10 protein-coding genes are annotated in these 14367 nt (G+C 66.0%); 4 read left to right on the top strand and 6 right to left on the bottom strand.

Features of this window, described 5'->3' with window-relative positions; all coding sequences use genetic code 11:
- Window positions 1-11 precede the first annotated feature (11 nt).
- Complete coding sequence (locus tag NGM28_RS07400) at window positions 12-1187, bottom strand: efflux RND transporter periplasmic adaptor subunit (RefSeq protein ID WP_240063084.1); 1176 nt, start codon at window positions 1185-1187, stop codon at window positions 12-14.
- Between the two features lie 159 nt (window positions 1188-1346).
- On the opposite strand from NGM28_RS07400, the gene NGM28_RS07405 reads away from it, so the two are divergent.
- Window positions 1347-2048, top strand: a complete 702-nt coding sequence (locus NGM28_RS07405; protein WP_011534131.1) for a response regulator — start codon at window positions 1347-1349, stop codon at window positions 2046-2048.
- A 6-nt stretch (window positions 2049-2054) separates the two neighbouring features.
- Window positions 2055-3353, top strand: a complete 1299-nt coding sequence (locus tag NGM28_RS07410) for an ATP-binding protein (RefSeq protein ID WP_240063083.1) — start codon at window positions 2055-2057, stop codon at window positions 3351-3353.
- A gap of 51 nt (window positions 3354-3404) precedes the next feature.
- On the opposite strand, the gene NGM28_RS07415 is transcribed toward NGM28_RS07410, so the two are convergent.
- From NGM28_RS07415 to wecB, 5 genes are all read right to left on the bottom strand, one after another.
- On the bottom strand, window positions 3405-4493 hold the full coding sequence (locus tag NGM28_RS07415; protein ID WP_240063082.1) for a GGDEF domain-containing protein: 1089 nt from the start codon (window positions 4491-4493) through the stop codon (window positions 3405-3407).
- Window positions 4494-4694: 201 nt separating this feature from the next.
- Entirely contained in the window at window positions 4695-5534 is an 840-nt protein-coding gene (locus NGM28_RS07420) for a DUF4434 family protein (protein ID WP_252089454.1), read from the bottom strand.
- Window positions 5534-8536 carry a phage receptor gene (locus NGM28_RS07425; protein WP_252089456.1) on the bottom strand — a complete coding sequence of 1001 codons (3003 nt, stop codon included), beginning with the start codon at window positions 8534-8536 and terminating at the stop codon, window positions 5534-5536. The genes NGM28_RS07420 and NGM28_RS07425 overlap by 1 nt, the downstream gene beginning before the upstream one ends.
- Entirely contained in the window at window positions 8533-10707 is a 2175-nt protein-coding gene (gene nfrB / locus NGM28_RS07430) for a cyclic di-3',5'-guanylate-activated glycosyltransferase NfrB (protein ID WP_252089458.1), read from the bottom strand. Before nfrB ends, NGM28_RS07425 begins: the two co-directional genes overlap by 4 nt.
- On the bottom strand, window positions 10704-11858 hold the full coding sequence (gene wecB / locus NGM28_RS07435) for a non-hydrolyzing UDP-N-acetylglucosamine 2-epimerase (RefSeq protein WP_252089460.1): 1155 nt from the start codon (window positions 11856-11858) through the stop codon (window positions 10704-10706). The genes nfrB and wecB overlap by 4 nt, the downstream gene beginning before the upstream one ends.
- 317 nt (window positions 11859-12175) lie before the next feature.
- Here wecB and NGM28_RS07440 point away from each other — a divergent pair, with 317 nt between their 5' ends.
- A complete protein-coding gene (locus NGM28_RS07440) occupies window positions 12176-12613 on the top strand; it encodes a PACE efflux transporter (RefSeq protein ID WP_240063077.1) in 438 nt (145 codons plus the stop codon).
- A 187-nt stretch (window positions 12614-12800) separates the two neighbouring features.
- On the top strand, window positions 12801-14363 hold the full coding sequence (gene ilvA / locus NGM28_RS07445; RefSeq protein ID WP_252089461.1) for a threonine ammonia-lyase, biosynthetic: 1563 nt from the start codon (window positions 12801-12803) through the stop codon (window positions 14361-14363).
- Window positions 14364-14367 lie beyond the last annotated feature (4 nt).

Consider the following 14367-nt stretch of genomic DNA (forward strand, 5'->3'; position numbering starts at 1 on the left):
GGCTCAGGCCCTCATTGGCCGTTGTGTTGGGCGACGGCGGTGGCGCCCGGTTGCTCGTCGACCTGCACCTGGTCGCCGGCCTTGACGTGTTGCAGGCCCTCGACCACCACGCGATCGCCCGGGGCCAGGCCTTCGCTGACGATCCAGCGGTCGCCCTGGGCGCTGCCCAGGGTCACCGGGCGCTCGCTGACGCGGTCCTGGTGATCGACCACCAGCACCTTGGGCACGCCGGCGCTGTCGCGCAGGATGGCCCGCTGCGGCACGCTGATGCCCTGGGGCTGCACGGCCTGTTCCAGGCGCACGCGCACGTAGCTGCCTGGCAGCAGGTCGAGGTCGGGGTTGGGGAACTCGCTGCGCAGGGTGATCTGGTTGGTGCTCGGGTCGACGCTGATGTCGGAGAACAGCAGCTTGCCGGGCAGCGGGTAGGCGCTGCCGTCATCCTGCACCAGGGTGGCCTTGACCTGGTCCTGGCCGACCTGTTTCAGCTCGCCGGCGCGCAGGGCGCGACGCAGGGCGTTGAGCTCGCGGGTCGACTGGCTGACGTCGGCGTGGATCGGGTTCAACTGCTGGATGGTCGCCAGCGGCGTGGTCTCGCTCTGGCCGACCAGCGCACCCTCGGTCACCAGCGCACGGCCGATACGCCCGGAAATCGGTGCGGTCACGGTGGCATAGCCAAGGTTCAGACGTGCGCGTTCCAAGGCGGCCTTGGACTCGGCGACCGCGGCATCGGCCTGGAGGAAGGCGGCGCGGGCGTTGTCGTACTCCTGGCGGCTGACCGCCTTGTCGTCGACCAGCTCGCGGTAGCGCTGCTCCTGCAGGCGTGCCTGGTACACGGTTGCCTCGGCCTTGGCCAGGGTGGCGCGGGCGCTGTCGAAGTCGGCCTTGAACGGCGCCGGGTCGATCAGGAACAGCACATCGCCCTGCTTGACGTCGCTGCCTTCGCGGTACACCCGCTTGAGCACGACGCCGGCCACCCGGGCGCGGACTTCGGCGGTGCGTGGCGCGAGGATGCGGCCGCTGAGCTCGGTGCTGATGGCCAGCGGCTGGACAGCGAGGGTTTCGACCCGGACCTGGGGGGCGGGGGCCTGTTCTTCCTGTTCGGTGGCGTCATTGCAGCCGGCCAGGGAAAGGGTCATCAGCGCCAGCAGCGCCAAGGGGCGCAGGCGCAGGGAGCATGGAATGGACATACAGATCTTCCGGAATTGATCGAGCGTATGTTAAGGCAGCCGTTCGCGTGGCCGCTGTTAAGCTGTGTAGGCGGTATGTGAAAAAGTGTGAAGCATTGGCGGTGCCTGGCGCAGGATTCTATATCCTGGCTGACTTCAATCTTTCGTCAAATTCACTTTATGCCCAACATTCTCCTGGTCGAAGACGACAGCGCGCTGTCCGAGCTGATCGCCAGCTACCTGCAACGCAACGATTTCCATGTCCGGGTGATTGCCCGGGGCGACCATGTGCTGGACGAATTTCGCCGGCAGAAACCGGACCTGGTGATCCTCGATCTCATGCTTCCCGGCCTGGATGGCCTGCAGGTGTGCCGCTTGTTGCGCCAGGAGACGCAGTGCCTGCCGATTCTGATGCTGACCGCCCGCGACGACAGCCACGACCAGGTGCTGGGCCTGGAAATGGGTGCCGACGACTACGTCACCAAGCCCTGCGAGCCTCGGGTGCTGCTGGCCCGCGTGCGTACCCTGCTGCGCCGCAGCAGCGTCAACGAGCCGCGCCTGGACAGCGACCTGATCCAGGTCGGCGGCCTGCGCATTGACCTGGCCGAGCGTAGCGTGAGCTGGCGCGGCGAGGAGGTGGAGTTGTCCAGCGGCGAGTACAACCTGCTGGTGGTGCTGGCGCGCAATGCCGGCGAGGTGATGAGCCGCGACCGCATCCTCCAGCAATTGCGCGGCATCGAGTTCAACGGCACCGACCGCTCGGTGGACGTGGCCATCTCCAAGCTGCGCCGGCGCTTCGACGACAACGCCGGCGAGGCGCGCAAGATCAAGACCGTGTGGGGCAAGGGCTACCTGTTCAGCCGGGTCGAGTGGGAGTACTGACAGGCCATGCTCAAGATCCTGGTGCGGCTGTACCTGGTGATCATCGTCGCCTATGCCGGCGCGATCGCGCTGATTCCCGACACCATCGTCGGTTTGTTCCATGAGCGCTTCCTGGCCTACAACCTTGAACAGGCCAAAGGCGTGCAGACCCTGATCGTGCGCCAGTTCCAACAGGCGCCGCGGGAGCAGTGGCCGACGGTGGAAAAGGACCTGGCCACGGTGTTCAAGCCGCTGGAAGTGCGCTTGCAGCGCATTGCCGATGCCGACTTGAGCGCGGAGGAGAAAGCCCGGCTCGAACATGGCCTGTTCGTGGTGCGGCTGGCCGACTGGGGCTATTACGAAACGGCGCTGGCGGCACTGGACGGGGAGTGGATGGTGCGCCTGCATTCGCCGGACGATCCGCTGGATATCAACGTACTGTCCTGGGGCGTGACCGTGCTGATCGGCGCGGCGATGCTTGGTTGCCTGTTGTTGTGGGTATGGCCGCACTGGCGCGACCTGGAGCGCCTGAAGGAAACCGCCCGGCGCCTGGGGCATGGCGAAATGTCGGAGCGCACGCACATCTCGCCGCGTTCGAACATCGGCGAATTGGCCGGGGTGTTCGACACCATGGCCAGCGACCTGGAGCGGCATGTGAATCAACAGCGTGAACTGCTCAATGCCGTGTCCCATGAGCTGCGAACCCCATTGACCCGCCTGGATTTCGGTCTGGTGCTGCTGTTCGACGAAGTGCCGCCGCCCAGCCGCAAGCGCCTGCTGGAGCTGGTGGGGCATGTGCGAGAGCTGGATGAACTGGTGCTTGAGTTGTTGTCCTACAGCCGCATGGAAAGCCTCGACCAGGCCCGCGAGCGGGTCGAGGTGTCTTTGCTGGAGTTGGTGGACAGTGTGCTGGGAGGGTTCGCCGAAGAACTCGACAGCCGCGGCATCCAGTGGGAGGTGCGTGCCGACGCGAACCTGCCGCGCTTCGTGCTCGACCCACGCCTGACCGCGCGCGCGGTGCAGAACCTGGTACGCAATGCCATGCGCTATTGCGACGAGAGCCTGTTGCTGCGCTTGCGCCTGGAAGAGGATGGCGCCTGCCTGCTGACGGTGGAGGACGATGGTATCGGTATTCCGACCGAAGAACGCGAGCGGATCTTCCAGCCGTTCTACCGCTTGGACCGAAGCCGCGATCGCAATACCGGCGGGTTCGGGTTGGGGTTGGCGATCAGCCGCCGGGCCATCGAAGGGCAGGGCGGGACGCTGACCGTGGCGCAATCGGCGCTGGGCGGGGCGCAGTTCAGGATTCGGTTGCCGGCGGGCTAGTACCGGTTAGCCCGCACCCGTAGGAGCCAGCTTGCTGGCGAACAGCGCACGTCAGGCATCCACAAGACCGTGGTCCCACACCACGAACCGGTCCTTGCCGGTGTGCTTGGCCGCATACAACGCCTGGTCGGCGCGAATCAACGCCAAGGTCAGAGTATCCCCGCTGTCGACCCGGGTCAGCCCAATGCTGATGGTCACCGGATGCTCCGCAGCGTCCTCGCGCACCCGCCGACACAGGGCTCCGACCTGCTCCTCAGCCCCTTGCTCATTCAGCCCCTGGAAAAAGATCGCGAACTCCTCGCCGCCCAACCGAGCGATTTCGAAACCGACCATCGCCGCCTTGATATGCCCCGCCACGCGCTTGAGCACCTCGTCGCCGATGTCATGGCCAAAACGGTCATTGACCTTCTTGAAATTGTCGATATCGATCATCGCCAGGAACTGCCCAGGGCCCGCTTGCTGTAGCTGCTTCTCGGCCTTGGCCATGAACGAGCGGCGGTTGGGGATTTCGGTCAGGGCATCGACATAGGCCTGTTCCAGCAGCACCTTGGTCAGGTAGAAGTTGTGCAGCTTGGCCTCTCGCAAGCGCAGGTAGCTGTAGGCTACCAGGCCACTGAGGCACAGCGCATAGCTGAGCAGCATCGCCCCTTCGAGCTCCAGCAGCGCGATGCGCGTGTGGTAGAAGGGGTTGAGCATGAGCCAGGTGATGGCCATGGCGCAGAAGAACGACCAGCGTCGCACCGGCAGCACCGACACGGTGTACAGCACGGTCGAGACGCCCAGCACCAGCCACACCGGGCGCAGGGCGATGGGGATGCCCTCGATCACCAGGCGCATGGCCAGGGTGATCACCGCCACGAACAACAGGTTGAGCACGTCGAAGTGCGGGCTTTTGCGGGTGAAACCCAGGACCACGGTGAGGCTGCACAACAGGGCGATGAACAGGCCCGACAGCCAGGTGAAACCCTGGCCGCCCAGGTAGCTGACGATCAGGTCGAAGACCAGCCAGATGGCGATGCCGATGCAGAAGATCAGTTGGCAGAAGCGGCGCATCGCCTCGAATTCGTGCTGGCGGAACTCGGCGCGCAGGGCGGCGGGGGCGACCTGCTGGCGGATGTGGGCTTCTAGGGTCTTGTACATGGCGGGCCGGCAAGGTCCTTCAGGTTTATTGTCGTCTCCACAGTTCCTGCGGAGTCGACGGTTTGTTGTTGACGGCGCTGGCCCTTTCGCAGGCTTTGCCGGCTCCTACAGGTACGGTGCCGATCCCGACGACCGTGCGGCCCCTGTAGGAGCGGGTTTACCCGCGAACACCGGCAGAGCCGGTGCCATATATCGCAGTGCCTAGGGATAGGAAAGCACGCCCTTGGCCCAAGGCCTGTATCTAAGGGCAAACACCGTCTCGGCATGGCACCCCCCGCTCAAGGCGGGCTGTGCCGGTTCGGCACGGAAGGGCTGGCCGGGCTTGCTGACCTGGCGGAACGCTTCGCGCACGATCCCCACCCGGCAGGGCAGCGCCTGTTCATAGCCCTGGCGCACCATCGGTGCCAAGCGCCCGGTCCCGGCGCCATCCTGCCACCACACATTCAAACCACGGCTCGCCAGTTGATCGAGCCATTCACCATTGACCCGTGGCGACAGCTGGCCAGCGCTGAAGGCACTGATGTGCAGGGGCTTGTCCAACTGCCGGTTGAATGCCTGCAACTGGGCGTACAGCGCATCGCGCCTGGCTGGATCGCGAAAATGCAGGTCGTCCAGCTCCAGTGGCAGGTACCAGCCGCTCACCGGCAATGCCCAATTGGCGCGCAGCTGTTGGTACTGGGTGAGCGAGCGGCCCAGTTGGGCTTTGAAGTAGCTGTTCAGTCCCGCGCCATCGAGTTCTTCAAGGCGCTGATAGTACGCAGGGTCCATGTACAACCCGAGCACCAACTCCAGGCCCTGGGCACGCGCCTCGCGCAGGCTGCTGGCCAGCCAGCCTCGGGCACCGCCAAAGTCGCTGTCGCCATAGGCGCTCCACTGTACGATCACGGTCTTGCCACCTTGGGCCACGGTGGCGCGCCACAGTTGTTGCCATTGCGCGGGGGTGACGCTCGCGTCGCGGTTGAGCGGCTGGTAGAACAGGCGTTGGTCGGCCTGGGCGGGCAGGCACAGGGCGAGCAGGCAGATGGCCAGGAAGGTACGCATCAGAAGTTCATCTCCACACCCAGCAGCACACCGTTGGCGCGTTCATAGAGGTTGCCGCCCAGCGCCTGCTGGTACTCGGCGCGCACTTTCAGCGAACCGCGGTAGGCGTTGTAGCGGTCGTCGTCGAACCACCATTGCCAGCGCACGCCAACCCCGGCGCGGGCGTCCTGGCGCCAGTCGTTGCTTGGGTCCTGGCTGGAGAACTCGAGGAACCCGTAGGGCATGATCGTCTGCGGCGACTGGCTGGGCAGCTTCCAGGCGTGGCCCTGCTGGAAGCGCGACAGCCAGGCATGGTCACCGGCGCGGGTCCACCAGGCGGCGTCCAGATAAAGGAAGCGTTCGTCCCAGTCGTCCTCGTCGATGCGCCAATCGTTGCGGTAGCGGCCCTGGTCGAGGAACGAAGCGGTAGCGCGCAGCAGCAGATCGTTGCTCGATTCGGCATGGTGACGCAGGTCGCCCCAGTTGCCGCCGACCTTGGCCGGGCTGAGCAACTCGCCCAGGCTCAGGCCGCTGTAGTGGTCGCTGTCGATCTGGCGTTGGTGGTAGAGCTCGGCATACAGGTTGAGGTTGGCCTGGCCGAGCGGCTTGTAGCGCAAGCCGATGCCGGTGCCCATGCTCTGGGCGTAGTCGGTGCGGCTCTGGCCGCCGAACAACACCCGGCCGTAGACCGACAAGGTGCTGCCGTTGCGGCTGGGCTCCTCGCCCAGGGCGTGGTCCCACATCGCCAGTTGCACGTTCTGCGACTGCGCCTTGCGCGAGCTGCCGCTGCGGGTGCCGTTGTCGAGGAAGCGGTCATTGGTCGAGGTGCCGGCGGGCGACCAGGTGCTGGCCAGGGTGACGCTGTCGCGCCGCGACAAGGTCTCGTGGGCGCGGCGCTGGCGGTACTTGCGTGCTTCCAGGCTGCCGTACTCGTCGTCGCCATCAACCAGGTTCTGCTCCACATCCAGCACCCGGCGCAGCTCGCGGCGGGCGGCAGCGCTGTCCTCGAACTCGTCGTAGCGCAAGGCCAGGGTTTCACCGAGGCGGTAGTCCTCGGGGAAGTCGCGGGTGGCCTGCTCCAGATAGGGGATCGACTGACGGCGCTGGGCTTTGTCCTCGGCGCCGGCCAGGCGCATGCCGTAGTCGGCGCGGTAGCGCGGCTGGTCAGGCGCCAGGCGTACGGCTTCAGCCAGCCAGGCCGTGCTCTGCGCGGTGTCGCCGGCCTGTTGCGCGGTGCCTGCGGCGGCGTAGTAGTGATCGGCGCGCGGGGCATGGCGCAGGGCCTCGCGCTGGAAGACCAGTGCCTGTGGCAGGTCGCCCTGGCGTTGGGCGATGGCGGCGCCCAGTGCCCAGTCGTCGGCGTTGTTGTGCGCGGCGGCGTCCCAATGACGGCGGGCGCTGGTGGCGTCTCCGGTGTTCAGCGCACCGCGTGCGGCAGTCATACGCGCATTGTCGGTCCAGGCGCTGGCGGGCAGGCTGTTCCAGATCGGCAGGGCTGCCTGCGAGTCGCCGGAGGCCTCCAGGGCGTAGGCCAGGGGCAGGCGGCTGCCCGAGTCGCCCAGGCGTTCGGCGGCCTGGTAGTAGACCACCGCTTCACCGGGCTGGTCGGGCATCGCGCAGCGGCCCAGTGCACGGTACTGGCCGGCTTCGGTCGGGTTGGCCGGTATCGCGCCACGCACGGCCTCGCACTGGCCGGCCTCGGCCAGGCGGCCGAGCAGCAGGCCACGGGTGGCGGCATCTACCCGAGGCACCAGGGCAAGCATGCGTTGGCTGTCCAGCGGGCTGTCGTTGCGCGCATAGAGATTGCCCAGGCGCTGCAGCAGCGAGGGCGTCAGGCGGCCCTGGCGGCGGTCATAGGCTTGCTCCAGCAGTTGGCGGGCGCGCTCGCCTTGGCCCTGGTCGAGCAGCATGAAGCTGGCCTGTTCCAAGGCGGCGAGGTCGCCGGTCTGGCGGTAGTGCTGCTCCCACTGCGCTGCCGTGCGTGGTTGCGCAGGTTGGGGCGGGTCGCCATACAGGCGTTGCTTGAGAATGGCGTACGAACGAGGGTTGTCGCTGGCCTGGCAGCCCTTGAGCTGTTCGCGGGCCAAGGCCAGGTCCTTGCGTGACAGCCAGTCGACGGTTTCCAGGCAAGGGCGCTGCAATTCATTGCTCAGGTGTTGCACCAGCGGCGCGTCGTCGCCCTCGCGAGCGAGCTCCCACAACTGCCGGCGTTGTTCGGGCTGCTGCAGTTGATCGGCCGGCACGCTGTGCAGCCAGCGTTCGGCCTGCTGGTTGTGGCCCATGGCGATGGCGCGGTCGGCCATGGCCAGCCGGGCGCGGGTGGCGGCCTCTTGCGACGGCGCACTGGCCAGCAGCTTGTTCAGGCCTTTTTCGTCGACCCGCTGGATATAGGCGTTGGCCAGGCGCTGCCAGTCCTCCGGCGGCAACTGGCCCTTGTCGGCCAGCGGTTGCAACTGGTCGATGGTTTCGCCCCAGTTGCGTAATTGTTCGGAGAAGTTGCCCCGGGCCAGGCGCAGCACCATGCCGTCGTCGCGCGGCGGCAGCTGGTTGAGCCAGTCCAGGGCGCGGCGCGCACCGCCGAACTTGGCCAGGCTCAGGCTGTAGGCCTGCCACAGGCGGATACGCTGATTGCTGTTGCTGCTGGCGATCCAGCCTTCGACCTGGCTGGCGGGCGGCGGATCCTGTTCGATCCAGGTCAGGCGCAGCTCAAGCAGGGCGTCGGCGTGCTCGGGGTTGTCGTCGAGCACCTCGGCGATCGCCTCGGCCTCCTTGTAGCGGCGCTGGTGGGCAAGGGACTCGGCCAGCAGGGCGCGGGCCTCGTTGTTGTTGGGCACACGCTTGAGCACATGGCGAGTCAGGCGCTCGACTTCGGGCCAGTTGTCCTTCTGCGCCTCGCGGTACCCGCGTTCCATGAACGGGAAGCTGGTGAAACGCTGGAAGTCGGTCATCGGTGCCGTCGGGGCGGCGAGGGCGGAGGAACACAGCAGCAGGCTGGCGAACGTCAGGGAAACACGGGGCTTCATGCCACCTCCCGGGTCAGGTCATAGGCGGCCTGCTGTTCGCTGGCCTGTTCGGCGAGGGCCTGCTGCAGGATCTCTTCGGTGATGATGCCGCGGCTGATCAGGTGTTCGCCCAGGCTCTGCCGCTCGGGGTCGAAGTCGATCAGCGCCTGGTTGAACAGGGTCGCCGGCACCATGCCACGCACCTGTAGCAGGGTGCCGAGCATGACCTGGTGGGTGCTGACGTCTTCCAGCAGCCTGGCGTCATCCTGGCGGCGCTCGAGCACCGCGAGCATCTCGCGGGTTTCGGGCTTCTGCCATTCGCTCGGGTAGTGGTAGCGCAGGCCGAGTGTCACCCGGCCTTGGGGCGCCAGGCGAGCGCGCACCGGGCGTTTGAGCTGGCGGCTGATGACCCCCAGTGACACCTGGCTTACCGGGCTTTCGCTGGCCAACACCAGGGTCTCGCCGTCTTCATCTACTGGCAGCACCCCGTAGTGGGTGGCGAGCTTGCGCGGCAGCTTGGCAATCAGCGCGGGCGCGATCTTGAACGGGTTGAGCGGCGCCCATGGCAAGTCCAGCTGTTCGGCCAGGGCTTCGACCAACTGTTCGCTGTTCAGCCAGCCGCGCAGCAGCAGCTCGCGGCCCAGGCGTCGGCGCACCGGGCTGGTGATCGCCTGGTGCAGCTGCTCTTCGCTGATCAGGCCTTTCTCCACCAGGCGCTGGCCCAGGGGCGTGCGCGCAGGCGAGGCGAGGGCGGGGAACTCGTGGGTGGTCTTGTCCCAGGCCACCCGGCGCGAGTCGCCCATCTCCATGACCTGGCGCAGGGCGCGCAGGTTGGCGAAGAAATTGACGAAGTTGCTCCACATCATCCGCGGCGCCGACAGCAGCCCCTCGAAGATGCCGTAGTAGCGGGTGACGAACCAGCCGCGCTGGAACAGGCGGTTGACCAGCAGCAGGCCGTTGAGCCACAGGAGGGTGGAGAGCAGCTTGCTGTCGCCGAGGATCGACATGAAGCGCCATGACTCTGGCGCGATCACCGTGACCAGCCACATGGCCAGCAGCACCAGCAGCAACAGGTTGACCAGAAAACTCAGCAGGTAGGCGAACAACCCGCGGCGGTCGCGCCAAAGGAAGTAGTTGAGCGCGCCCTTGCGGCTCCAGCCGAGGTTGCTGGTGCCCTGGAACACGATGCCGACGATCCACCGCGACTTCTGCCGGATGGCGTGCTGCCAGTCGCGTGGGAAGTGTTCGCGCACGCAGATCACCTGGGAGAACTCGCGGCTCATGCCAGGGCGCCAGTCCTGCTTGAGGGCCAACGCAGGGTCGGTGATCGAGTAACGGGCGAAGATGCACTTCATGCCTTTCTGTTTAAGGCGAAAACCGATGTCGTAGTCCTCGGTAAGGCTCTGCACGTCGAAGGCGATGCCGTCGCCGTCCTCGAGCAGCGCGCTGATCGCCCGACGGCTGAAGCAGGTGCCGACCCCGGCGCTGGGCACCTGGCCGGTGAGCGCCTCGCGCACGATGACATCCTTGCCGTGGTTCTCGGCGAACTCGTCGACATAATGCCCGGCGGTGAAGCCCTTCCATTCCGGTGCGTAGGGGTACACCGGGATCTGGATCATGTCCTTGTTGGGCAGCAGGTAGTTGAACAGGCGCAGTTCCATGGGCGAGATGACGTCTTCGGCGTCATGCAGGATGAACCCGGCGAACTCGATGCGCGCGTCCTGCTGGAAGCGCAGGATGGCGTCGATGATGTTGTTCAGGCAGTCGGCCTTGCTGGTGGGGCCGGGGCGGGCGCAGACCACCTTGTGCACGTTGGGGTAGTGCAGGCACACGGCGTCGACGTCGGCTTGGGTCTGCGGGTCGTTGGGGTAGGTGCCGACGAAGATCTGGTAGTTCTCGTAGTCGATGGTCGAGGCCGCCAGGCGCGCCATCTCGCCGACCACGCCCACCTCGTTCCAGGCCGGGACCATGATCGCCAGGGGTTTTTCCGGCACCTCGAACAGGCGCTTCTCGTCGGCCTTCTCGAACTTGTCGTAGATGCGGAAGCGCCGGATCAGCTTGCGGCCCCAGTAGCACAGGTCGATGAACAGGTCGTCCAGGCCCAGCACGAACATCAGCGTGGCCAGGACGATGGCGAGGATCTTCAGGCCGAACAGGACATAGGTGAGGAAGTCGATGAAAGCCAGGCTCATGCGTTGTCTCGGGCGGCGGATTGTTCGGCGAACCAGCGGGTCAGGCGCTCGGCGATGCGCTCGCTGGCGTGGCCGTCGCCGAACGGGGTGAACACCCGCGCCATGCGCTCATAGGCGGCCGGGTCGTCGAGCAACTGGCTGGTTTCGTGGACGATGCGTTCGGTCAGGGTGCCGACCAGCTTGACCGTGCCGCCCTTGAGCACGGCGGGGCGCTCGGTGACCTTGCGCAGCACCAGCACCGGTTTGCCCAGCGCGGGCGCTTCTTCCTGCACGCCACCGGAGTCGGTGAGGATCACGTGGGCACGGTTCATCAACCAGACGAAGTGCGGGTAGTCCTGGGGGGCGACAAGGTGAATGTTCTCGCGGCCGGAAAGCACGCTGTAGACGGCGTGTTGCACCTGCGGGTTGAGGTGCACGGGGTAGAGGAACTGCACGTCCGGATAGCGCAGGGCCAGTTCGGCCAGGGCCAGGCAGATGCGCTCGAAGCCGCTGCCGAAGTTCTCGCGGCGGTGGCCGGTGATCAGCACCATGCGCTGGTCGTCGCGCAGCACATTGAGCGGCGAATCGGCGGCGGGCCGCCAGTTGTCGTGCTTGAGCTTGTCGCGCATCCACAGCAGGGCATCGATCACCGTGTTGCCGGTGACTTCGATGTGCTCGGGCGGCACGCCTTCGCGGATCAGGTTGGCGTCGGAGTCGCGGGTGGGGGTGAAGTGCAGGTCGGCGAGCACCCCGGTCAGGCGCCGGTTGGCCTCCTCGGGCCAGGGCTGCTGCAGGTTGCCGGTGCGCAGGCCGGCCTCGACATGGCCGATGGGGATGTGCCGGTGGAAGGCGGCCAGCGAGGCGATGAAGCTGGTGGTGGTGTCGCCGTGCACCAGCACGATCTCGGGCTTGACCCGCTCGTAGGCCTGGTCGAGTTTGTCCAGCAGGTCGCGGGACAGGCCGTTGAGGGTCTGGTTCTGGGTCATCACCTGCAGGTCCTGGTCGACCTTCAGGCCAAACGCGGTGAGCACCTGCTCGAGCATTTCCCGGTGCTGGCCGGTGGAGCAGATGTGCAGGTCGATCCCTGGCCAGGTGCGCAACACACGGGCCAGTGGGGCCATCTTGATTGCTTCAGGGCGGGTACCGAATACCATCATGACGGTGTGAGCCATCGTCTAATTCCTCGTACGATTCCCTGGACGAAGTGGTAAGACTTGCCGCTGCTTGCAAGTCATAGATACAAGCAGCCGAATGCGGGGTTGTCCAATGCGGGGGCCGTCGCGGATCGTGGCGACAGGCCATTGCCGAACGGGTCTGAAGGCCAGGGCCGAAGAGGCCCGGCGACCGTTCGTGTGCCAGGGAGAAGGGTGATGCTGAAACGTTTATGCTAGCGAATCTTGACTGAATGATCAGTTAACAAAGTATTTCAGGCTTTTTCCTACAGGCTGCTTCTAGTAACTTTGTAGGTCTTTTCTTCCGGGAGTCGCACATGCAAGGCAAGGCACGCAAGGTCGTCCAGGCCATCCTCTACGAAGCCATCGCCGTGGCCTGCGTGGCACCGGCGCTGGAGCTGGCGTTCGGCGCCGGCATGGCCCAGTCGACGGTGCTGTCGATCCTCATGTCGGCCATCGCCATGAGCTGGAACATGGCTTACAACTGGCTCTTCGAGCGCTGGGAAGCACGCCAGCACAAACGCAGCCGCACCTTCATGCGCCGCCTGTTGCATGCCCTGGGCTTCGAGGGCGGGCTGGTAGTGATCCTGCTGCCGTTGGTGGCCTACTGGCTGGATATCAGCCTGTGGGCGGCGCTGGTGACCAACCTGGCGCTGTTCGTGTTCTTCTTCGTCTATGCCTTTGTGTTCCAGTGGGGCTTCGACAAAGTGTTCGACGTGCCGGTTTCGGCGCAGGAAGCGGCGAAAGGGTGTTGACGCGCCGGCTTCGCCCACGCTAAGTTCCCGACCCATGAACACATTCCCGCACCCATTCGCCGCCAGCATTATTATTACCGCCATTATCGGTTTGGCGGGCTAGCGCGTACGTGCACCGAACCCGCCCTGGAGGCGGGTTTCTTCTCTCTGACTCCTGGGCACTTCAAACAAGAACCAGGAGTCATCGATGACCAATCTGAACGTCAGCCCCCGTACCCCCGCAACGCCCCAGCAACTGCTGTCCGAGCAGGTGCGCCGCATTCTTGGTGCGCCCGTGTACGACCTGGCCATCGAGACACCCCTGCAAGTCGCCCCCGCGCTGTCCGCGGCGCTGGGTAATCAGGTGCTGCTAAAGCGCGAAGACCTGCAACCGACGTTCTCGTTCAAGATCCGCGGCGCCTACACCCGCCTGTCACGCCTGACGCCCGCCCAGCGCGAGCGCGGGGTCATCACCGCCTCGGCCGGCAACCACGCCCAGGGCGTGGCACTGGCGGCCGCGCACCTGGGCATCAAGGCCACCATTGTCATGCCCACCACCACGCCATCACTCAAGGTCGAGGGCGTTCGCTCCCGTGGCGGGCACGTGGTGCTGCATGGCGAGAGCTTCCCCCATGCCCTGGCCCATGCGCTGGCGTTGGCCGACAGTGACGGTGCGACCTTTGTACCGCCGTTCGACGACCCGGACGTGATCGCCGGTCAGGGCACCGTGGCCATGGAGATCCTGCGCCAGCACCCCGGCGCGCTGCACGCGGTCTTCGTGCCGGTCGGTGGCGGCGGGTTGATCGCCGGCATTGCCGCCTACGTCAAGTACCTGCGGCCCGAGGTGAAGGTGATCGGTGTCGAACCGGAAGACTCCAACTGCCTGCAGGCTGCCATGGCGGCGGGCGAACGGGTGATCCTGCCACAGGTCGGCACCTTTGCCGACGGTGTGGCGGTGGCCCAGATCGGCGCCCATTGCTTCGAGCTGTGCCGACACTTCGTCGACGAGGTGGTGACGGTCAGCAGCGACGAGCTGTGCGCGGCGATCAAGGACATCTACGACGACACCCGCTCGATCACCGAGCCGTCCGGCGCCATGGCGGTGGCCGGGATCAAGAAGTACGTGGCTCGGGAGGGTGTGCAGGGACAGGCGCTGGTGGCCATCGACTCCGGTGCCAACGTCAACTTCGATCGCTTGCGCCATGTCGCCGAGCGCGCCGAGCTGGGCGAGCAGCGCGAAGCGGTGATCGCCGTGACCATCCCCGAGCAGCCCGGCAGCTTCCGCGCGTTCTGCCAGGCCCTGGGCAAGCGCCAGATCACCGAGTTCAACTACCGCTATTACCCAGGCAAGGAGGCGCGGTTGTTTGTCGGGGTGCAGACCCATCCGCAACACGATCCGCGCCAACAGTTGCTGGCCAGCCTGGGCGAGCAGGGCTATCAGGTTCTGGACCTGACCGACAACGAACTGGCCAAGCTGCACGTGCGCCACACGGTGGGCGGGCACGCGGCGCCAGGCGTCAATGAGCGGGTGCTGCGCTTCGAGTTTCCGGAGCGGCCGGGTGCTTTGCTCGGTTTCCTTGAACGGCTGGGCAAGCGTTGGAACATCAGCTTGTTCCATTACCGCAACCATGGCGCGGCCGAGGCGCGGGTGTTTGCTGCGCTGGAGGTGCCGGATGATGAACTGGACGGGCTGCCCAAGGCGCTGGATGAGATGGGGTATCGGTATTGGGATGAGACGCAGAATCCGGCGTACCAGTTGTTCCTGGGATGATGTG

It is taken from the genome of Pseudomonas sp. MWU13-3659 (genome assembly GCF_023757525.1).
In the GTDB taxonomy this organism is placed as follows: Bacteria; Pseudomonadota; Gammaproteobacteria; order Pseudomonadales; family Pseudomonadaceae; genus Aquipseudomonas; species Aquipseudomonas entomophila_E.

What these genes read in the sequence shown, in the direction of transcription:
- NGM28_RS07420 (WP_252089454.1), bottom strand. Translation starts at nt 5,534, where the DNA reads ATGCGTACCTTCCTGGCCATCTGCCTGCTCGCCCTGTGCCTGCCCGCC.
- wecB (WP_252089460.1), bottom strand. Translation starts at nt 11,858, where the DNA reads ATGGCTCACACCGTCATGATGGTATTCGGTACCCGCCCTGAAGCAATC.
- nfrB (WP_252089458.1), bottom strand. Translation starts at nt 10,707, where the DNA reads ATGAGCCTGGCTTTCATCGACTTCCTCACCTATGTCCTGTTCGGCCTG.
- NGM28_RS07400 (WP_240063084.1), bottom strand. Translation starts at nt 1,187, where the DNA reads ATGTCCATTCCATGCTCCCTGCGCCTGCGCCCCTTGGCGCTGCTGGCG.
- NGM28_RS07425 (WP_252089456.1), bottom strand. Translation starts at nt 8,536, where the DNA reads ATGAAGCCCCGTGTTTCCCTGACGTTCGCCAGCCTGCTGCTGTGTTCC.
- NGM28_RS07415 (WP_240063082.1), bottom strand. Translation starts at nt 4,493, where the DNA reads ATGTACAAGACCCTAGAAGCCCACATCCGCCAGCAGGTCGCCCCCGCC.
- NGM28_RS07405 (WP_011534131.1), top strand. Translation starts at nt 1,347, where the DNA reads ATGCCCAACATTCTCCTGGTCGAAGACGACAGCGCGCTGTCCGAGCTG.
- NGM28_RS07410 (WP_240063083.1), top strand. Translation starts at nt 2,055, where the DNA reads ATGCTCAAGATCCTGGTGCGGCTGTACCTGGTGATCATCGTCGCCTAT.
- NGM28_RS07440 (WP_240063077.1), top strand. Translation starts at nt 12,176, where the DNA reads ATGCAAGGCAAGGCACGCAAGGTCGTCCAGGCCATCCTCTACGAAGCC.
- ilvA (WP_252089461.1), top strand. Translation starts at nt 12,801, where the DNA reads ATGACCAATCTGAACGTCAGCCCCCGTACCCCCGCAACGCCCCAGCAA.